The organism is Arthrobacter sp. ZGTC131 (assembly GCF_002929275.1).
Lineage (GTDB): Bacteria > Actinomycetota > Actinomycetes > Actinomycetales > Micrococcaceae > Arthrobacter.
The window spans coordinates 20,702-38,401 of sequence record NZ_PJIK01000026.1; the positions used below are offsets into that span (position 1 = coordinate 20,702).

The following is a 17,700-nucleotide window of genomic DNA, read 5'->3' on the forward strand; positions in this document are numbered from 1 at the left end:
TAGAAGGGTGAGTGGTGGGTCAGAAGCCGCTGGCGACGGCGGCGGCCGCTGCCAGCCACGCCCGCTGGGTGGCGGGCTGCAACGCTTCGTAGCGGATGGGGCCGTTGACCAGGGCAGGGTCGTACGGGATCCGCACGACTGCCCGGACGTAGGGGGCGAATCCGTCAGCGATCCGCTGGGCCTCATCCTTGGCACGTTTGAGCGCTTCGCCGCTCATGCTGCGCTTGGCGTCGGTGGACTCGGAGACGATGACGACGGCGTTGCGGGCCAGCTCGGCGTCGTGCCCGCCGCGGGACTCGAGCGTCTGCAGCGTCAACCGGGCGGCCTCTGCGCGGTCCTCGATCGCGGTGACCGGGACGACGAGCTGGTCGGTGTGGTCGATCATCCGCCGCCAGTTCGCTGCCCGGGCCGTGTTGCCGGAATCCATGACGACCAGACGGTAGTACCGGGTGAGGACCTGGTGGGCGATGTCCACCTCCTCGGCGGTCACTTCGTGGTCGCCCTCCTCGTTTTCATCCGAGCGCAGGACATCGAACTTATCGGCGGTCTGGTGGTGGACGAACTTGGCGATTTCAGCCGCGTTTGTGGCCGGGGAGAGCAGTGCCTGGGAGGAATCGATCAGGTCCAGGACGCTCCTGTCGTGTGCGCCCTTTTCGGTGCGCCAGCCCAGGGTGCCTTGGGATTCGTTGTTGTCCCACGCGCAGGTGGCTGCGCCGCTGTAGCGGGCGAGGATGGCCGAGAGCATCACGACGGTGGGGGTCTTGTTCGCACCTCCCTTGCGGTTCACGACCGCGACGGTGCGCGGGCCGGGCCAGTGCTGGCTGACGGTGCGGACGTCCTCGCGCTCCGCCATTTCCTCCGCGGAGGGGTCCATCCGGACACCCAGCCTGGTCAGGGTTCCGCGCCAGCCCTTGGTGGCCGGTTCCAGGACGGGGGCGCTGACCAGGAACGAGGTTTCCTTCAGGCTGCGCCGTGTCGGGTCTTCCTCCGCCGGGGCAGGGGCTGAAGTGGTCTCGGGCGTTGGGGGCATAACTGTTCCTGTCGGTACATGGACGGTGGCCCGAGCTTTACTGGACGGCTCCGGGCCATCAGTGTCGGCCGCGGGCGGACCCGGTTTCACGGGATCTGATTCGAGGGCCGGGGGCACGGCGGGTGCTGCCGTGGTTGCGGAAGCCTCGGCACGGCGGCGGACGGTTTTTGCGGTGTAGCTGACGGACTCTGTGCTGCTGTCGGGGCGGACGATGAGTTCCCCGTGTCCGTCGGGGTCATCAACATGGACCCTGACGGGGCGCTTTAGTGTCTGGGCTTCGCGGACCACGATGGTCAGGGCGTTATCGCGCAGCTGCTGCAGGCTGGCCGCGGCTGGCACGGTCCGGGAGTTGCCGGCCACCACGACTTCGGCGGTGCCGTTGTCGCGGACAATGGCGTTGATTTTCGGGAAAGCCAGTACATCTGCCTGGTGCAGGTCCATGGATTTCTTCCTTTCTTGAGCGTGGGTGATCGGATTATCGGGAAGCTGGCGGTGTGAAGCGGTTGACCTTCCACGGGGAGTCTTTTGAGGTGCGCAGAAGCTGCACCGTGTAGGTGCCTGCGTCCGTGGGGACCGATGCCTTGGCCCCGTAACCGTTGGTTTCATCGACGCTGAGTGTGGCCGGGCCCGTCACACGGGTTGCGGGGATGTTGATCGGATCCACCGCCGAGTAATCCGCTGTTGCCTGCGGGGTCAGCCAGCGGGCCAGGTCGTTGGCCCAGTGAGTCGCGTCCATTCGCGGGCGGGCGAAGTCGGCCGTGGCCCTTGCCGCGGTCTCCGTGGCGGACTTCTTACTGGCTTCGTCCCAGGTGATGCCGAACGTTGCAGGTGGTGTCGCTCCGGGAGCCTGCGGCCCGCTACCGGTGCTCAGCGAAACAGGAGCCGACGGCGTGGCCGAGGCTTTGGTTGGCCGCTGCGAGGGCGCAGCGGCCGTGCTGGCTACCTCAGCGCACGAGGTGCACAGCAGGGCAGCTGCCAGAAGTACCAGGGTCTTCTTCACGACTTCTCCTGTTCGGTGGGCATGTAGAGGAATGCGCTGGGGACGTCATTCTCGACGGTCCGCGTGTAGTACCTGTGATCGTTCGGTGGAGGGTTTCCGTTGTAGCCCTCTTCGACATAAGTCCCGTCGTCCTTGACGTCCTTCACCACTGCCACGTGTCCGTAGGTCCCGTCGGCGCCGCCTGCTCCGGGGGCGTACCAAACAACAGCACCAACCCGCGGCGTGCCGCCGGTGGGCCATCCCTTCGCCTCCCACCCGTCCTTCCACGTCAGCGCCGAACCGAGCCTCTGACCGTCGGGACGGAACGTGCCGTTGTGAACCTTGAACGGGGCACTCGTACTGCCCAGCTGCTGGTTCACCCGCCAGAGCGCGAAATCGACGCACTCCCGGTTGAGCATGCCCAGTGGGGACGTGCTGGAGGCATTAGCGCCGACCTGCACCCAGGTCGGGGCATCCTTCCAGGGAAGGTCGTCGCCCGCTCCGGTGCCACGCGGAAAAGCACAGTCGTTGCCATCCTGGGAGAACCCCGTGTCGGAAAGGGCGTCAACGATCCTGACCGCCGAGCCCCAGTACTTCTGGTAGTGATAAGGGTCGGCATTGCGCTGGACCCTACTCCCGGCAATCGTCGGTTCCAACAGCTCCCACCCCTCGGCCTTTTGGAGGGCCCTGATGAAGTTAGTTGCACTGACCGATGGGTTCATGCGGTCTTCGTACGAACCCCAAGCCCCGTTGTCCCGCTGCTGGAACAGGCCCCTGGAATCCGGGCCGGCACTGTCGCCATGGTCCAGGACCCTCAGACCCGACTCCCCCAAGGCAACCATCACGCTGATCACTTGGCCTTTAGCCGGTAGATTCAGCGTCTTGCCAGCGCTCACGATTGCTGCTGCATTCTCCATCTGGTCAGCGGAGTAGCCGTCCACCTTGATATCGCTGTCTATTACGACGGCAACCATGGAGCCACAATCGGCGGCCGCAGGCGTCGAACCGAAAAGCAGGACTACCGACAGGACCAGACCTAGAAGCATCATCGGCACGAGCACTGCTGCGCCGATGAACAACATCTTTGGCTTCATGTCCCTCTCCTCCCCCCGAGGCGTGCGATGGCTCCCATTAGCTCTCGAATGATCCGCCGCCGCCTGCGGTTTGGAGCGTCGAGTGTTTGTTTTATTTGAACTCTCCTCGTTAGAGTATCGCACTTAGTTATACAGTGGGAGCTGATGGGGACGCGGTGCGACAAAATGGGAGGGTGCCACGTTATGTTCAACCCGCCACAGCCGCGCCGCCCCAGGCGGTTCGCGTGATTTCCCTGCTGGGCGTCAATCCCTTGCGCGCTGAAATACTCAAATATCTGTTTGAACACCAGGACGGTGTAACCAGTGGTGACATAGGCCGAAGTATCGGAACTGGTTATAGAACCATCTTGTGGCACCTGAATCAGCTTGAAGAGCTTGGGGCCGTGGCCTCCAATGCAGGAGAGCGCCGCATTGGCCAGCGGGTGCTCTACACGATCAACGCTGAAGCGTTCGACGCCGCAGCCGGGGATCTGATGAAGTACATCAAAGGCCGGGGTGCGGGAAGCTGACATGCACTGCGTTGCATCGTGAGTGCGCCTCACACCCCGAAGTCTCAAGGAAATATGGCCCCTACTTCCCCCAGGGGCTGCGGTAGGGGCCTCGCCCGTAATCCCGCTCAATGTGCATGATCAGGCCGTAGGGGGCTGAAGCATGTCATGCCCCCAAGTCTACTGAAAAAAGTTCAGTATTGAAAATTTTTCAGTTAGGCGGGTTTTGTTTATTTGGTCGGGGCGGAAGATTCCGTAGTGCTTCAGTCACTGCGCGTAGAGCGTCCACATTCACTTCTCCCAACACCCGTGCGGCGAAATGCTCCACTTCCGCAATGCGATAAGCCTCTATCAGGCGGAGCTCAGCCTCCACCCGTTCCGGGATTGGACCGCTGCGCTGAAGCAAGTAATTCTCATCAACGTCGAAAAAATAGGCCAGCGCCTTCAGGAGTTGAGGATCCCACCGGTTATCCGGAGAGCCTGCGAGTAGCCGATGCCAGCGGGTTCTCGTAAGCGTGATTCCCTGCTCCGCGAGGCCCTGTCGAACATCTTCGTAGGTGAAACTCTGAGCGTCTTTGGCATGGACGATATCCAGGAGAAGCTGGATTTTGGACGCTAGAACCTCTTTATCGCTGCGCGGATCGATGGGATTGTCGTTCGATGTCACGATTGATCCTGCTCTCGGCCAACGTGGTCGGCCGCGTCCCATGGGCAGCATTCTGCCAGCGGTAGCGAAGTCACAACCCTCCTTTTGGTTCCGTCATCAGTGAGACCACTTGCCGGGCCTTGACGGCTATGCGGAGTACCAAGTGAAAAGTCAGCTAACAATGAGAGTATATGAGGCCCCAAATGCAACTACGCCGGTTATGAAGCCGACAATGACCTGCCGCGCTGAGTGATCCCGGAGATAAACCCTGGACCAGCAGACAAGTGGAGTGGCCACAACGAACGGAAGCCCCAGCCAGCCGAACATCAATACGGCAGAGACTGTCGCGCCACCCAACGTCATCGCATGGCCCGATATCTTCCAGACTGGGCTAACCAGGATCAGGGCCACGATGCCGCAGAGAATCCCGCCAATTAGTCCCCAGACAGGCCGTGGGGCTCCAACGAGAACGAGGATGCCGCAGCCAAGTAGTGCAGAGCCCAAGGTCCACAGCATGACCGGGCGCCGCTGCCTCTTGTCTCCAACATGGTGGTCGGTCAGCTGACCTCTCTTGGCCAGGAGCAATACCGCGGCGAAGGGAGCCAGGCAGATGAAGACGGCAGCGATAACGCCGGACCAGATGGAGGTAAGCCGCTGGTCACTCAGCAGAGAAGCCAGAATCAGTAGGAGAGACAGAACGAGGGGCGGCTGTGCGATCTCGGTTGCAGTCCTGGCGAGACGGCCCACGGCCGTAGAGGACCTCTCTGAGGCGAGGGTCGTGGTTGCTGCAGTCAATGTGCTGCCCTTACCGGCAGAACCGATTCCAGGGAACCGACACCGCCATCAAATCGAGCTTGGACTCTGTCTAGAACGCGGCCGGCAAGTACGGGTGTTGCTCGCCCCGAAAGAGCGACTTTATGATCGCTGGAGCGAATAATGTACTCGTACAGGCGCGCTGACGGGGACGAGGCACAGAGGCTGGCTAGAATGCTCGCCAACCAGGCAGCATAGGAAAGACCCCAGTACGTCCTCCCAAGCGTGGCCGTGAGAAAGACCAAGGCCGCACGGTCCCGAACCTGCAGTCGGCGCCATGCCTTCACTGCCGGCGGGATGCCCAGACCCAGGGACGTGAGCAGCACCCCACCGTAGAACAGCGGACTGAACAAGACATACAACACCTTCTGGACAGAAGGACCGCCCACATCGATGTGCATGGCGGTCATGTATGCGATCTCTTCGACAGAGGCGAGGGCAACCAGCCCCATGCCGGCTGCAACGACCCGAGAGCTCACACGCACGGGCAGGCTCATCTGGGGCTGGAGGCAGATCCGAAAGACCGACATGGCCAGCAACGCCAAAATGCTCATATAGACGGTGGCATAGATGAAAACCGGTAGCTGCTGAACATTTTCCGGCACGAAGTTGGAGGCCGTCGGCCCAAACCGCTGACACGAGAACGGAATGGCGATGGCAAAGGCTGCCAGAACGATAGCAATGGGCCGGTGAGTGAAGCGCGATTGATAGCTGGCGTCTAGGGAGTAGGCAGCAAAAATGCCGTCACGTATCAGCCAAACAGCAATCGTGACAGACAAATTGCGAACTAGGTGCAGGACGTTAACACCGCCCAGGTGAGCATCGATAACGGCTTCTGGCACCACGACGCCCCCGAGGAAAAGGCCGAGAACGCCTATGCCGATGGCAGCCAGAAAGGCCGTTGATGATCCCCATCGGGTTACGAGGTAGAGACGGACTACGAAGACTGCCGTGAGGATCCAGAACGCTGCAGTGATCACAGGCCAAACACTCTTTCGGCCTTGGTGGCTTCCTTCTGTGGGGCGGCGTGTAAGACTCGAGCCAGTCCGAAGGCCAAATTCTCCGCGGCAGCCTCGGCCTCATCTAGAGGAAGGTCTACTGCACGACACATCCAACTGACACCGTGCCGCTTGCCGATGCCAGAAAAGAAGGAACCCCCAATCAGCCCGTCTAGGGGCTTGCCCTTGTGGCCGAGAAGGATGTGGCTGAGTTCATGCAACACGACATGAATGCTCCAGGCCTTCGCGCCACGGAGGTAACGGACAATGCCATGGCTGGGGGTGTCAATCCACTGACCGGTCACACCTTCACCCAGGCTGCTCACTGTGCCCTCCTCGAAGATCAGGGTCTTGCCGTACTTTTCTTCCACCGACCCCACCAGATCACTCAGGGTCGGGTATGCGGGCAGGTTCAAAGACTCCACGGTGTCAGCGGTCAGTTTGGTCTGTTGCATTCCCTAGGGCTCCGGTAATCCACTGAAAAAATTTCAGTAATGTGTACTATGAAACCAGCGCCAGACGCGCCTCAGCAAGGTGCAACGCTACCAAAGCTTCCGACAGGTCCGCTTGTCACGCAGAGAGGACTGAGACCACCGGTGAATCCAAGGCAGACACTACGAACACGCCGTTCAGCGAGGCGTCCGCAGCCCTTCGCCGGCCGTCCAGTCGTGGGCGCGCCGCGCGCAGGTAGGAGATTCGACATAGGCGATTGCCTCGCACGGCGAGCCCGGAGACAGTGTTCCGGTTGGCGGCAAGCTTGCCCTAGGGGCAGTGCCTGGCGGGCGGGCTCTGAAGTTGTGTGCTGCCTTGGATCTGGTGGGCCCATCCTCGCGGCTCATGTGTTTCTGTTTCAACACGCCGAGGGTGTTTCAGTTTCAATGCCCAGACATGCGACAACGCGGTGATAGCTTCATTTTCAGAGGGACTGGAATGCAGAGTACGCCACCCTCAGGGCCGTGAGATGTTTGGTCCGACCGATCTATTGAAGCAACGGCGGCCCTTCAGTCGCCGAGTTCAAAGGACAGGGATGATGGCTCCAGTAAACCGTAGTGGCCGACGCTCCAAAGGCGACCGCAAATTCGTCGGATTCCGCATCGCTACACCCAAGGCGGATGCAATGGATCTCGTTGCAAAGGCGGAGGGCTACCAGTACGTCAGTGACTGGCTGTCCGATTTGGTCGACGAACGGCTCGCGAACACCAATCTTCACGCGATAGTCCAACAGGAGGAGTTGCCTCTTGGCCGCTTAGCCTCATAAAAAAGAAGGCCCGCACGAGGCGGGCCTTCGAAGCTTGAGATTCACGATCCGGAATGCTTGCCGGCTGACAGATCGTAAATCGCTTGGAAGCCCTTCGCAGGCCTTCCTTTGTGTTGCAAAACCGGTCTTGGCGGACCGGCCCTAACTCATTCCCTCTGACAGGAACAGACTCATCGTACAACAGCACGCTCTGGTGCTGCCAGCAAGAAACGACGCTGGCGTGTCCCGCGAGCCATCCCCGATCTCCAGCGCCGCTCAGGCGTGGGCTGCCTTGGCGCCTCTTCTCGCAGGTCAGCCCCGGATTCGCTTATCTCGGGACGCCGGCAAGTCGTACCCTCAGAAGCACGAACGGGCCCTGACTGAGGCGCTCCCCACGTTCCCAGCCGCCGTCCGGATCTTCGGAAAAGACGGCACCTGCGCCGCCATCTTCCTTGACTTCGACTCCTCCGTCGCCGGCGTCGACCGGGTGCAGGCCGACGTCCGCGCCGTCCAGGCCTGGCTGCACAACTGCGGAGCCCGTTGGATCGAGGACTACTCCCCCAACGGCGGCCGCCACGTTTACATCCCGCTGGAGCAGCGAGTCACCTTCTCTGAAGCGCGTGATCTTGTCGAGGCCCTGGGCACCCGATACCGGACCCTGGACAAGACCCCGCACCAGAACCTCCTCCATGGCTGCATGCGCACGCCTGGATCTCCGCACAAACGCGGCGGCCACCAAGAACTCGCGATGAGCCTAAACATGGCCTACGACATCGCCCGCCGACCCAACTCAGCCTCCGTGTGGACCGCCATGAAAGCTGACCTAGCTGGGGAGATCGCCGCCGTCCGAGCCCTGCGCCTGGAACAGACGCTTACGCCGACGCCCACCGAGACACCCAAACTCCGGCACCCCGCTGGCCGGATGTCCCGGGCCATGCAGCTGATGGCACAGACCGGACTCTACGACTCAAACAGGTACCCCTCCGACTCGGAAGCCCGCCAGGCAATCATCACCGGAGCCGCAGCCGCCGGCCTGGAAGTGACCGATGTGGAACGCCGCATGATGCAAGGGACCTGGCCGGGGCTGGCCTCCTTCTATGCACGCTATGCCTCCCGGCACCGGGTCCCGGCCCTGCGCCGGGATTGGCTGAATGCAGTCAGCTACTTGAGCAAAGACGCAGGATCCAGGAACGGAAAGAACAATGCCCGTAAATCCCCCACAAGCCAGCCAAATACACAGCCCCCGGAGATACAGGGCAACCCGGTTTCGAATCCCGATGCGGAGCATCGGTTCATCAGGACCTGGCGAAATGCCCTCCGGCTGACAGAGCACGCCTACACCGATTCAAGGACAGGGCTGGCGAGAAGAATGGTCCTGAGATCACTGGGTGAGGCTGCACACAAGACAGCGTCCCGGTTCGTTGAATTCGGGGCCCGGTCTATTGCGGTTGCCACCGGGCTTGACCACACGACCGTTGGATCCCACTTGAGGGCGCTGCGCAGTGAGGACGACGGACTGGTGACTCTGGTCGAACAGGGCCGCGGCACTAAAGGGGACCTCTACATGCTGACCGTGCCCGAGGACGTGAAGGCGCCCGCCGAAGATCTGACGTGGCGGAGAGGGAAGATCCATGCCTTGCGGCCGGTATTCCGGGAGCTCGGCCTTCCGGCGGCCTTCGTTTACGAGACACTGGAACACTCCCCCGGCTTGTCAGCGGCGGAGCTCGTGAAGCTGACCAGGCTCTCCCGGACAGCTGTCACTGAAGCGCTCGATGTGATGGCCGCATGGAACATGATCGCCCGAGACACCACGCGGGCATGGTCGATCGTGTCCACGACGTCGTTGAAGGATCTCGCCGAGCACTTCGGCGTGCTGGAAGCCGTGGCGGCGCAGCTACAGCGCTACAGGATCGAACGAATCCTGTGGAAGGAATGGCTGTCCAAGAACGTCAACACCGTCGCCGAGCTCCTCTCCCCCGGTGATGACTATCCGTGGGAGGCCTTCGAGGGTCCACCGGACGAGTGGGCACTGGCCGACATGGCGTTCACCAAGGCCGGTTGATTTTGTTGGCGGATTGTTGACTAGACGCTGGCCCTGCAGCCGTCTCTCCCCGCCGTTTCGGGGACCAATGACTGGATTAACTTCCGGATTCTCCGTCGTCGTTTCATGGCTGGCTGGACCGGCTGAGTCCTCTACTCCCGGAAGTCGCAGGTGCGCTTCAGGCATTTCAGCACGGGAATGACGCGCATATGGCACCATTTGCGCAAATGGGGTTTCGACCACTCCCCCAATATTCCTGCATCGTGATCGTGAACCAGTCGCCGATGACTACTGCTGTCAATTGCCACTCTTCCTCTCGCCGCCTGGTTGGCTGGAAGCCCTTTCGAAGGAAATGGAACCATTCCCTCAACGGAGCAAATGGAACCATTTGCTCACACGCCCCGGAAGGCGTCGCGACCTGGGCTTCGGACGATAGGGTCGAGCATCGCGCAATTCATCGACCACGGACGTCAATGCCTGACGCCTTTTGTTGAGGCGCCAGGTGAAGACGAGAAGAACCTCCGCCAGGGGGCTCGGAGAGGAGGGGCCGAGTGTGCCGGCTGCGGACTGACCAGACCGGATTCCGCCGCGCAGGCCCCGGGCGCGGCGCAGAAAACGTCCGGGAAGGAAATGGCACGATTTGCGCAAATGGAACTATGAGTTTTTATGGGGGCATATGGGAAAATGCCTCCATTTGCGCGAATACTACCAAGGACGCCGCGAACGCCTTTTGAGGAAATGCCACCATTTAGTGCTTGGTTCAAGTGGACTAGCGCTGATGCGCGTATACCACCATTTGCGCCCGTGAGTACTGCTGTGCCTTCCAGGCACGCTGCTGAGGAGATGCCACCATAGGTGGTTCAAATAGAACCGCGTGGGGCTTTGCGCTCCTGCTCAAATGGAACCATTTGGGAATCCTTGTCAGGACAGCGATCCAGCCCTTCATTTTTTTGGCCGACGTGTGCCACGAAACCCCGATGCTGTGCAATGAAGGCGGCTCCGGCCTGGATCTGCAAGACAGCTAGCTACTGTTCGGACGGCGTAAAAGGTTCTATTTGCGCACGGTCTCAGCCTGCTCACAAGATTGGTGGCATATGCGAAAAAGCGGTATTCGCGCAAACCACGCTTATAGTTCCATTTGCGCCAAAGGTGGGATGCGCGGGAAAGGAACCATTTGCGCGCAACTTCGGCGTGGCGCACGGGCGGACTGGCTTGGCGAAGTTAGCGTGATCTCATCGGTTGCTGGCCCGACGAGTTCCCGCCACGTGGGGGATCTTTGCCGCACCGTTTTTCTACCAGCAGTGCAACGGAAGGTACCCCAGACATGTCGGCAAAGATCATCGCCGTTTGCAATCAAAAAGGTGGCGTCGGCAAGACAACCATCGTGACCGGCCTGGCTGAGGTCTTCTCCAGGACGCTTGGTAAGAAGGTGCTGGTCATCGACGCAGACCCGCAGTACAACGTGACCTCCGCACTGGGCGTGACGGATCCGGAATTTACCCTCAATGATGTCCTCTACGGCGACGAGTCGAACAACCAAAAGATCATGCCTGGTGTGGCCGGCGACGCGATCATGCCGGCGGGGGAGGCGTGGCAGCCTCGGGCCGACAGGAGCGAAGTTTTCCCGCAACTGGACCTGATCGCGGCCGAACGCAATCTGGCCTCCCGCGAACGCGATTCCATGATGGCCCGCGAGCACCGGCTGCGGATCGCCCTGAGGGGAGTGGCGGAGGAGTACGACATCGTCCTGATTGACTGCGCACCTTCGCTGGGGCTTCTGACAGTCAACGCCTTGACCGCGGCCACTCATGCCTTGCTGATCACTGAGCCCCGGGTTGCCTCGGTAGAAGGGCTATCGGAAATCGTCACGACGATTGGCGAAGTGCAAGAGAACCTGAACGAGAACATCGAACTCCTGGGCGTTGTCGTCAACAAGCAGAAGAAGCGCGCTGATCAGATGCACTGGATTGAGAAGATCAACGCCAACTTCGGTGATCTCGTCTTAGAACCGATGCTTCAAGACCGCGAAGTATTCGCCAAGGCGCAAGCCGCCTCGCAGCCGTTGCGTGCATGGGGCTCCGAAGCCGCCCCACACAGGGCCGACCTGGTCCAGCTAGCCACTCTCATCTGGAAAGGCGCCGAATCGTGAACCGCCCAGGACCAGCCCCGGAACGCGGAGGCACCCCCAGCGCCCTTGATGCTGTCCGCAAACGCGGCGGACTGACGAAGGCCCGCAACACCAGCGTCATCGCCGATATGACGCGCACGGACGACGCTCCCGACGCGGTTCCCGAGCCTCCGACGCTGCAGGCCGTCCACGAGTCGACCCTGACTGCACCCGTGCAGGCCCCGGCAGCGGCAGTTCCGTTTCAGCAGACTCCTGAAGTCCAGTCGCCGGAGGTCCTGCCGGCCACTCCGCAGCAGGCACCGGTTCAGCAGCCGCAGTCTGCCGCGTACGTGCAGCCGTTGCAGCAAGTACCGCCGCAGACCCAGAACCTTCTCCGGCAGCCAGTTCCGGTTTCTCCTGAGCCAGCGAAGAAGCTGTACCGGAAGACCAGCTTCTTCCAGTCAAAGGAGTCGGGGGCTCGGATGCGCTCCGCCTACATGGCGACGCGCCACCTAACCCAATCCAGGACACTCTCTGACTTCATCCTCACGGCCGTGGAGCGTGAGGTTGAAGCTCTGGAGCGGCAGTATAACGACGGGAACCAGTTCACCGCTGACCCAGGCAGCGTGCCCCGCGGCAGGCCCCTGGAGACCTAGGGCGAGTGGGGCGATATTCCTAAGGAGAGTCATCTTCTCCTCATTCGGCTGTTGAACCGTGATGTCTCGCTCTCTCTTGCCCGGGTAGTAGTAGGAGCGGCCAGATGCAAAAGTCTGGTCCGAGAGTGGGGGATGCTTCCCCGAGCGAGCCCGGGTGTTGGGACGGTGCTTATCGACTTGGCCGGAACATTTTCGGCAGGCCGATTTCCGCGGGGGAGAGCTCCGGTCTGGCACGAATAACCCGGAGTGGGTGCCGGAACGACCTTCCCGACCAGGCTATATCGGCGGATACTTCCATGACCACCGGTTCCACGAGTGTCAGCGTCACGGGTTCTTTGTCCCGGTTGAACCGGTCCAGCGTCGTTCCCTTCACGGTGGGGGGCCACGGATGCTGGCCCCGGGGCGGTTCCAGCCATCGTGCCAGCTCGCGGCCGGCCGCTGTCTTCAGTGGCGTGGAGCGGCCGACGATCCGCAATTCCCCGTCCAGGAGCAGTCCGGCCACGACCTCGGACGGCTGAGTGATTGGCCCAATGACCGCGCCGCAGACGACCTCTACGGTTTCCCTGTGCTTCAGTTTCAACCACGAACGGGCGCCGCCGGTGTACGGTTGGTCACTTCTTTTAATGAGCAGTCCTTCGATCCCGGTGTGGGGCATCTCTTCAAACCACCGCGCCGCCTCGTCGGGATCCGTGGTGGCGGGGGAGAGGGACAGCGGAGGCTGCCAGCCGCTGGCAAGTTCTTCCAGGAGTGCCCGCCGCTGGCTTAGCGGCAGCTCGCGGGCGTCATGTCCGGCGACGGCCAGGACATCAAATGCGGCGTAGCTGGCCGGTGTCTCACGGACCAGTCCGGGAAGGGTCTTGGGACCAGCGCCCAGGCGCTGCTGCAGCGCGGAGAAGTCCAGCCGGCCCTGCGACCAGATCACGGCTTCGCCGTCGATCACACACCCCGGCGGCACCGCGGACGCGAAAGCCGCAACGATTTCCGGGAAGTACCGCGTCAGTTCCTTCCCCTGCCGGGACCACAACGTGGCCACGTTATCGTCGCGGATCCCGACGGCCCTGTAGCCGTCCCATTTGGGTTCATAGAGCAGAGTTCCGGGCACGGCGCCGGCCCGGGGCATCTTCGTGACGGCCCGGGCCAGGGCGACTTTCACCGGCGGTACCAGTCCTTCCGGCAGTCCGGCTCCGGCCGACAACCTAGCAACCGTCATCGAGGCCTTCCAGTGCCTCGAGTTCCACTGCATCCAGCAGCTCATCTGTGCTGGTCCCGGTGACCCGGGCGAGGTCGTCGAGGGCGATAAACCGGTCGCGGGCCAGGACGATCACCAGTTCCGCCAAGTAATCGACCCCGTTGCGCCGGATCAGATCCTCGAGGATCGCGTGCATGCGGCCGGTCAGCTCACCGGGGCCCTGAGCTTCTTCGGCCGCTACGCGGGTGAGCGTCAACGCGGCCGGCTGTGGATCGTCGTAGATGAGTCCCATCTCCTAACGCTACGCGCCCGGGGTGGTCAGGGGCGCGGCCCGCACAGCTCCGGACGAGGCCCGGTTCCGTATTTCGTTACGTTACGTATTTAGTTATGCCTTCCGTTAGTAACGAAAGAAGGCTACGATGAAACTATGAGCGAGAACATTGTTGAGGTCGATGAGCGAACCTGCCGCTACCCGGGCTGCCGGCGTCCCGCGATGGCTGGCGAGGCCGGTACCGGCCGCCCGCCGGAGTACTGTGACGACCCCGCCCATAACCGCGCGTCGGCTTGGCGGGCACGCCAGCGCCCCACTGAGAACGCTGCCCGGGGCGCTGAGGCCCGTCCGGTGGATTCCGCGCGTCAGAGAGCCAGTGAGATCACGGGCCAGGTGAGCGGGATGATCGAGCTCCTGGGCCAGCAGCTCGCGGCGCTTGTTGAGGAACTGCGCACCGTGGGGGATCCCGAGGCGGCGGAAGCTCAGATTGAGTCGGTAGCCAGCGAGGCCGCCGAGCAGGTGGCCGGCGCGAACGCGCGGGCCACCCGTGCCGAGCAGGCTCAGCGCCGGGCCGAGGCCGAAAAGGCCGAGGCCGACGCGGCAGCTGAAGAAGCAACGCGAACAAACGAGGAACTCACCCAGGAGCTGTCAGGCCTCCAGACGGAGCTCGATGCCGCCCAAACCCGGGCCAGGCAACTCACCGAGGAACTGACGCAGGCCCATGCCTCGGCGGCTAACGAACGGGAACTGGCGCAGGCAGAGAGTGCCGGCTTGCGGGCCGAGATTGAAGCGATCCGCGTCCAGCTGACGCTGGCTGAACGGGAACGCGACGCAGCCGCCGAACGGGCAGGGACAGAGGAACGGGCCCGGGTTGATGCAGAGCGGCGCACAGGGGTGGCTGAGAGTCGCGCCGAGGCGGAGACAGCCCGCGCTGACCGCGAGGAGTCCGCGGCCGAAGAGACCCGGGCCCAGCTGGCGGGCGTCCGTGCCGACCTGGAGGCCGCCCGCGAGGCGGCGGCCGATATGCGCAGCACCGTGGCGACACTGACTGCCGAGCGTGAAGCGGCCAGAGCCGACGTCGAGCGTGAGCGCAGCCATGGTGAGCAACGCGTCAAAGACCTTCATGACACCTACAGTCGCCAAATCCACCAGCTGCGCGCCGAACTAACCCACGCCCGCGAGACGAAGACCAAGGAACGCCGCCCACGACCCGGCGGAGAGCAATAGCCTGCCACCACAGAGGGCCCACCACCATGGAACCTAGTTGGCGCCCACCGCCCGGCCCAGGGCTTCCAAGGCCCGCCGCAAAGGCAAAGGGTCACGGCTGTCCTTGAGGACGTCCACGGGGCGGGCTCCGCCGAGTTCCCGGGACGGTGTGAACATCCAGGCCGTGAAGTAGTTGTGCGGGATTTTTAGTTCCATCGCCTGGGAGAAAAGGTCCACGACGGTTGGTTGGAGCTGGCCGCCGGCGAGGAACTGGAAGCCCGGACAGTATGTGCCGTCGTCAATGAAGACGCGGACAAGCTGCTGCATCACCGGTTCAGGGTCGTCGATGAGCTCCGCAAGCCTGTGGCGGACCTGGGCCAGGGACGGCAGCGTGAACTCCGCCCTGACCGCCTCCCACGTCTGATCACTGACCGGTCCCGGAGTCCTCGGACCCCGGGATTCAGGAGCGGTCATCGATGGATTCCAGGAGCCACTGTGTGGCGAGCGGTTCACGGCGCAGGGTGAAGGTCCGCAGCGCCGAGGCGGTGTTCAGGCGGGCCTGGACGCGCCAGTATTCGATGCTGACCGTGTCTCCGCTGCCCACGGCGGCGGTCCGCCTGCTGTCCCACCAGGCGTCCCGTCCGTACCAGTGCTGGGTATCGGTATCGGGATCGACGATCCAGATCCGTCCGTCGTAGCGGATGGCGAGGGGCGTGCCTGCCGGGTCGGTCCGGACCTGGAAATCGTGGGTCCGTGCGGGGGCTTCGGGCGTGAGGGTCATAGGGGTGTGTTCTTTCGTGGTGCGGTGCTGCGGGTGGCTTGTGGTTTAGGCGGCTTTGACGAGGGGGAGTTCGTCCCAGTGGGTGGTGTAGCGGGGGGAGAGCATGTCCCGTTTCATGGCCCAGTCCAGGCCGGTTTTGATGCCGGCGTGGCCTAGGCCGATGGAGCCGCGGCCATACTTTTTGGTGACGTCTTCCAGGAGTGTTCCGACGCGGCGTTCCTCGTGCGGGTTCTCGAACAGGGCCAGGGGTGCCTGGTTGCCGGTGGGCCGCAGGTCGGTGACCATGATCCCGGCCCTGGCGTACTTTACGCCTTCGTGGACGTGGGGGAGGAGCGCGTGGGCGGCCCTGGTGAGCAGCACGGGGTCGGCGGTGGGCATCGGCAGCGGGATGCAGACGGAGGGGTAGGAGGTGTCCTTCGGGTTGTAGTGCGAGGTGCCGGCGAAGGCGGTGAGGACTTTGGCCTGCAGCCCGTGTTTGGCCAGCCGCGCCGAGGCCTGCTGGCCGTAGACGCTCATGACCTGCCGCATCCCGGTGGCGGTGGTGATGGGGGTGGCGAAGGAGCGGGAGAAGATGAGCTGGTCCCTCCCGATCCGTTCTTCCTCCATCGGGATGCAGGGGGTTCCCTGCAGTTCCAGGACGGTGCGCATCATGACCACGGAGAAGCGGTCCCGGATCATGACCGGGTCGGCCCGGGACAGGTCAAGGATGGAATGGATCCCCAGGACGTTGAGCCGTTTGGTCAGCCGTGTTGCTACGCCCCAGATCTCGATGACGGACAGGCGGCCCATCAGCGTCTCCCGGTCGGTGGCGGGGACGGAGTCCCAGTGGCAGACCCCGCCGAAGGCAGGGTTGTTCTTCGCCCATTTGTTGGCCAGCTTCGCCAGGGTCTTCGTGGCGGCGATCCCGACGCAGACGGGCACCCCGACGTTCCGCCGCACGGCTGCCTTCATGGTCCGGCCCAGGGCGAGGAGTTCGGCCGGGGTGCCTTTGACGCCGAGGAAGGCCTCGTCGATGCTGTAGACCTCCAGCCAGGCCGAGTACCGGCCCAGCAGCTCCATCACCCGGGCGCTGATGTCCCCGTAGAGTTCGTAGTTGCTCGACAGCGCCACCAGTCCCCATTCCTCGGCCCGCGGGGCGAGTTTGAACCACGGCTCACCCATGGGGATGCCCAGGGCCTTGGCCTCGGGGGAGCGGGTCACCGCGCAGCCGTCGTTGTTGGACAGCACCACCACCGGCCGGCCCTCCAGCGACGGGTCGAAGGCGCGCTCGGCCGAGGCATAGAAGCAGTTCACATCCACATGCGCGATCTGCGGCATCCGCCGCATCACCGCGGGCCTAGACATGGCCCCGCCCTAAACGTAATGAAGGCATCGGGTGGCCACGCCCCACACCGTCAGTTCCGACAGCGCCGGTACCCGGATGTCCGGGTACGCCGGATTCTCCGCCTGCAGCACCACCCCGGCGGGGGTGATCCGCAGACGCTTGATAGTCAGCTCCCCGTCCAGGACCGCGACCACGACCGACCCGTCGGTGGGTTCCAGGGCCCGGTTCACGATCAGTTCGTCCCCGTCGCTGATCCCGGCGCCTTCCATCGAGTCCCCGGTCACCCGCACCACATAGGTGCTGGTGATGTCCTTGATCAGGTGCGCATTCAAATCGATCCGGCCATCAAAGTAGTCCTGCGCGGGCGAGGGATAACCGGCAGCGACCGGCACCGGTGAGACCAGCACCGACAACAACGAGGCACCCGCATCTATCACACGGGGACCGACAACAACGCCCACAACACACCTTTATTCGAATATATGTTCGATTCATTCAGTGTAGCGGGAGGGGCCGACAAAAGAACTTCCCCCCGCGAATCCTGCATCCAATGCAGGATTCGCGGCAGACCTGCGGCGGGCGGGTTGCACCCAATGGGGACAGCTTTGAGCTGTGCGGAGGCTCCACCTGTCCACAGCGGGCACAACCGGTCTCAATGCCCTGGTTTCCGCTGCGCTCCACCCAGTTATCGGGCGTCCGCTGGCGCGGCCGGCTGTCGGGGTCCAGTGCGTCCGTCGCAGGGCTCCGGGCGCCCTGGCCCTGATTGTCTACGACGTTTTTTGTCTGCTGTCCTTCGGATTATCGTGCCCGCTCCGGCCCCATCCAGCCCCTCCTTCGTCG

General features: G+C 63.0%; 19 protein-coding genes. 6 read left to right on the plus strand and 13 right to left on the minus strand.

The genetic code is table 11. The annotated features are described in order from the left end of the window. Nucleotides 1-19 precede the first annotated feature (19 nt). Genes CXQ90_RS20780 through CXQ90_RS20790 form a run of 3 tightly spaced genes read right to left on the minus strand, consistent with a single transcriptional unit; the run spans nucleotide 20 to nucleotide 3,103 of the window. Nucleotides 20-1,471 (minus strand): chromosome partitioning protein ParA, encoded by a 1,452-nt coding sequence (locus CXQ90_RS20780; RefSeq protein WP_104141240.1) that lies wholly within the window; start codon nucleotides 1,469-1,471, stop codon nucleotides 20-22. Nucleotides 1,472-1,505: 34 nt separating this feature from the next. Then, entirely contained in the window at nucleotides 1,506-2,030 is a 525-nt protein-coding gene (locus CXQ90_RS20785; protein ID WP_104141241.1) for a hypothetical protein, read from the minus strand. Next, nucleotides 2,027-3,103: a CHAP domain-containing protein gene (locus CXQ90_RS20790; protein WP_104141242.1), complete on the minus strand. Its 1,077-nt coding sequence runs from the start codon at nucleotides 3,101-3,103 to the stop codon at nucleotides 2,027-2,029. The genes CXQ90_RS20785 and CXQ90_RS20790 overlap by 4 nt, the downstream gene beginning before the upstream one ends. A gap of 224 nt (nucleotides 3,104-3,327) precedes the next feature. On the opposite strand from CXQ90_RS20790, the gene CXQ90_RS22220 reads away from it, so the two are divergent. After that, nucleotides 3,328-3,612, plus strand: coding sequence for a helix-turn-helix transcriptional regulator (locus tag CXQ90_RS22220; protein WP_146068947.1), 285 nt, complete (start codon nucleotides 3,328-3,330; stop codon nucleotides 3,610-3,612). A 190-nt stretch (nucleotides 3,613-3,802) separates the two neighbouring features. Here the strand turns inward: CXQ90_RS22220 and CXQ90_RS20795 are convergent, their stop codons facing one another. The 4 genes from CXQ90_RS20795 to CXQ90_RS20810 all read right to left on the minus strand — a co-directional run bounded on the left by CXQ90_RS20795 (nucleotide 3,803) and on the right by CXQ90_RS20810 (nucleotide 6,503). Next, the gene (locus tag CXQ90_RS20795) at nucleotides 3,803-4,258 is read right to left on the minus strand and encodes a hypothetical protein (protein WP_104141243.1); all 456 of its coding nucleotides are present in this window, start codon (nucleotides 4,256-4,258) and stop codon (nucleotides 3,803-3,805) included. 150 nt (nucleotides 4,259-4,408) lie between these two features. After that, the gene (locus CXQ90_RS20800) at nucleotides 4,409-5,032 is read right to left on the minus strand and encodes a phosphatase PAP2 family protein (protein ID WP_104141244.1); all 624 of its coding nucleotides are present in this window, start codon (nucleotides 5,030-5,032) and stop codon (nucleotides 4,409-4,411) included. Then, complete coding sequence (locus tag CXQ90_RS20805) at nucleotides 5,029-6,030, minus strand: hypothetical protein (RefSeq protein WP_104141245.1); 1,002 nt, start codon at nucleotides 6,028-6,030, stop codon at nucleotides 5,029-5,031. The genes CXQ90_RS20800 and CXQ90_RS20805 overlap by 4 nt, the downstream gene beginning before the upstream one ends. Beyond that, the gene (locus tag CXQ90_RS20810) at nucleotides 6,027-6,503 is read right to left on the minus strand and encodes a hypothetical protein (RefSeq protein ID WP_104141246.1); all 477 of its coding nucleotides are present in this window, start codon (nucleotides 6,501-6,503) and stop codon (nucleotides 6,027-6,029) included. The genes CXQ90_RS20805 and CXQ90_RS20810 overlap by 4 nt, the downstream gene beginning before the upstream one ends. A 572-nt stretch (nucleotides 6,504-7,075) precedes the next feature. Here CXQ90_RS20810 and CXQ90_RS20815 point away from each other — a divergent pair. The 4 genes from CXQ90_RS20815 (at nucleotide 7,076) to CXQ90_RS23105 (ending at nucleotide 12,089) form a co-directional block, all read left to right on the plus strand. Continuing rightward, a complete protein-coding gene (locus tag CXQ90_RS20815) occupies nucleotides 7,076-7,306 on the plus strand; it encodes a hypothetical protein (RefSeq protein ID WP_258064670.1) in 231 nt (76 codons plus the stop codon). A gap of 220 nt (nucleotides 7,307-7,526) precedes the next feature. After that, nucleotides 7,527-9,347, plus strand: coding sequence for a helix-turn-helix domain-containing protein (locus CXQ90_RS20820; RefSeq protein WP_258064671.1), 1,821 nt, complete (start codon nucleotides 7,527-7,529; stop codon nucleotides 9,345-9,347). A gap of 1,303 nt (nucleotides 9,348-10,650) precedes the next feature. Then, a complete protein-coding gene (locus CXQ90_RS20825; protein ID WP_104141248.1) occupies nucleotides 10,651-11,475 on the plus strand; it encodes a ParA family protein in 825 nt (274 codons plus the stop codon). After that, nucleotides 11,472-12,089, plus strand: a complete 618-nt coding sequence (locus tag CXQ90_RS23105; protein ID WP_258064673.1) for a hypothetical protein — start codon at nucleotides 11,472-11,474, stop codon at nucleotides 12,087-12,089. The genes CXQ90_RS20825 and CXQ90_RS23105 overlap by 4 nt, the downstream gene beginning before the upstream one ends. 169 nt (nucleotides 12,090-12,258) lie before the next feature. On the opposite strand, the gene CXQ90_RS20835 is transcribed toward CXQ90_RS23105, so the two are convergent. Continuing rightward, nucleotides 12,259-13,242: an ATP-dependent DNA ligase gene (locus tag CXQ90_RS20835; protein WP_308470565.1), complete on the minus strand. Its 984-nt coding sequence runs from the start codon at nucleotides 13,240-13,242 to the stop codon at nucleotides 12,259-12,261. Nucleotides 13,243-13,285: 43 nt separating this feature from the next. Next, on the minus strand, nucleotides 13,286-13,570 hold the full coding sequence (locus CXQ90_RS20840) for a hypothetical protein (RefSeq protein ID WP_104141250.1): 285 nt from the start codon (nucleotides 13,568-13,570) through the stop codon (nucleotides 13,286-13,288). A 135-nt stretch (nucleotides 13,571-13,705) separates the two neighbouring features. Between CXQ90_RS20840 and CXQ90_RS20845 the strand changes: the two genes are divergently transcribed. Beyond that, nucleotides 13,706-14,776, plus strand: coding sequence for a hypothetical protein (locus tag CXQ90_RS20845; RefSeq protein ID WP_146068948.1), 1,071 nt, complete (start codon nucleotides 13,706-13,708; stop codon nucleotides 14,774-14,776). A 33-nt stretch (nucleotides 14,777-14,809) separates the two neighbouring features. On the opposite strand, the gene CXQ90_RS20850 is transcribed toward CXQ90_RS20845, so the two are convergent. The 4 genes from CXQ90_RS20850 to CXQ90_RS20865 are packed head-to-tail and all read right to left on the minus strand — an operon-like array spanning nucleotide 14,810 to nucleotide 17,321. Further along, entirely contained in the window at nucleotides 14,810-15,229 is a 420-nt protein-coding gene (locus tag CXQ90_RS20850; RefSeq protein ID WP_104141252.1) for a DUF2384 domain-containing protein, read from the minus strand. After that, nucleotides 15,216-15,536: a hypothetical protein gene (locus tag CXQ90_RS20855; RefSeq protein WP_104141253.1), complete on the minus strand. Its 321-nt coding sequence runs from the start codon at nucleotides 15,534-15,536 to the stop codon at nucleotides 15,216-15,218. Before CXQ90_RS20855 ends, CXQ90_RS20850 begins: the two co-directional genes overlap by 14 nt. 45 nt (nucleotides 15,537-15,581) lie before the next feature. Continuing rightward, nucleotides 15,582-16,862, minus strand: coding sequence for a Y-family DNA polymerase (locus CXQ90_RS20860; RefSeq protein WP_181038661.1), 1,281 nt, complete (start codon nucleotides 16,860-16,862; stop codon nucleotides 15,582-15,584). Nucleotides 16,863-16,889: 27 nt separating this feature from the next. Further along, nucleotides 16,890-17,321 carry a LexA family transcriptional regulator gene (locus tag CXQ90_RS20865; protein ID WP_104141255.1) on the minus strand — a complete coding sequence of 144 codons (432 nt, stop codon included), beginning with the start codon at nucleotides 17,319-17,321 and terminating at the stop codon, nucleotides 16,890-16,892. Between the last annotated feature and the right edge of the window lie 379 nt (nucleotides 17,322-17,700).

What these genes read in the sequence shown, in the direction of transcription:
- CXQ90_RS20780 (WP_104141240.1), bottom strand. Translation starts at nt 1,471, where the DNA reads ATGGACCTGCACCAGGCAGATGTACTGGCTTTCCCGAAAATCAACGCC.
- CXQ90_RS20790 (WP_104141242.1), bottom strand. Translation starts at nt 3,103, where the DNA reads ATGAAGCCAAAGATGTTGTTCATCGGCGCAGCAGTGCTCGTGCCGATG.
- CXQ90_RS20810 (WP_104141246.1), bottom strand. Translation starts at nt 6,503, where the DNA reads ATGCAACAGACCAAACTGACCGCTGACACCGTGGAGTCTTTGAACCTG.
- CXQ90_RS20815 (WP_258064670.1), top strand. Translation starts at nt 7,076, where the DNA reads ATGATGGCTCCAGTAAACCGTAGTGGCCGACGCTCCAAAGGCGACCGC.
- CXQ90_RS20825 (WP_104141248.1), top strand. Translation starts at nt 10,651, where the DNA reads ATGTCGGCAAAGATCATCGCCGTTTGCAATCAAAAAGGTGGCGTCGGC.
- CXQ90_RS20840 (WP_104141250.1), bottom strand. Translation starts at nt 13,570, where the DNA reads ATGGGACTCATCTACGACGATCCACAGCCGGCCGCGTTGACGCTCACC.
- CXQ90_RS20845 (WP_146068948.1), top strand. Translation starts at nt 13,706, where the DNA reads ATGAGCGAGAACATTGTTGAGGTCGATGAGCGAACCTGCCGCTACCCG.
- CXQ90_RS20850 (WP_104141252.1), bottom strand. Translation starts at nt 15,229, where the DNA reads ATGACCGCTCCTGAATCCCGGGGTCCGAGGACTCCGGGACCGGTCAGT.
- CXQ90_RS20855 (WP_104141253.1), bottom strand. Translation starts at nt 15,536, where the DNA reads ATGACCCTCACGCCCGAAGCCCCCGCACGGACCCACGATTTCCAGGTC.
- CXQ90_RS20860 (WP_181038661.1), bottom strand. Translation starts at nt 16,862, where the DNA reads ATGCGGCGGATGCCGCAGATCGCGCATGTGGATGTGAACTGCTTCTAT.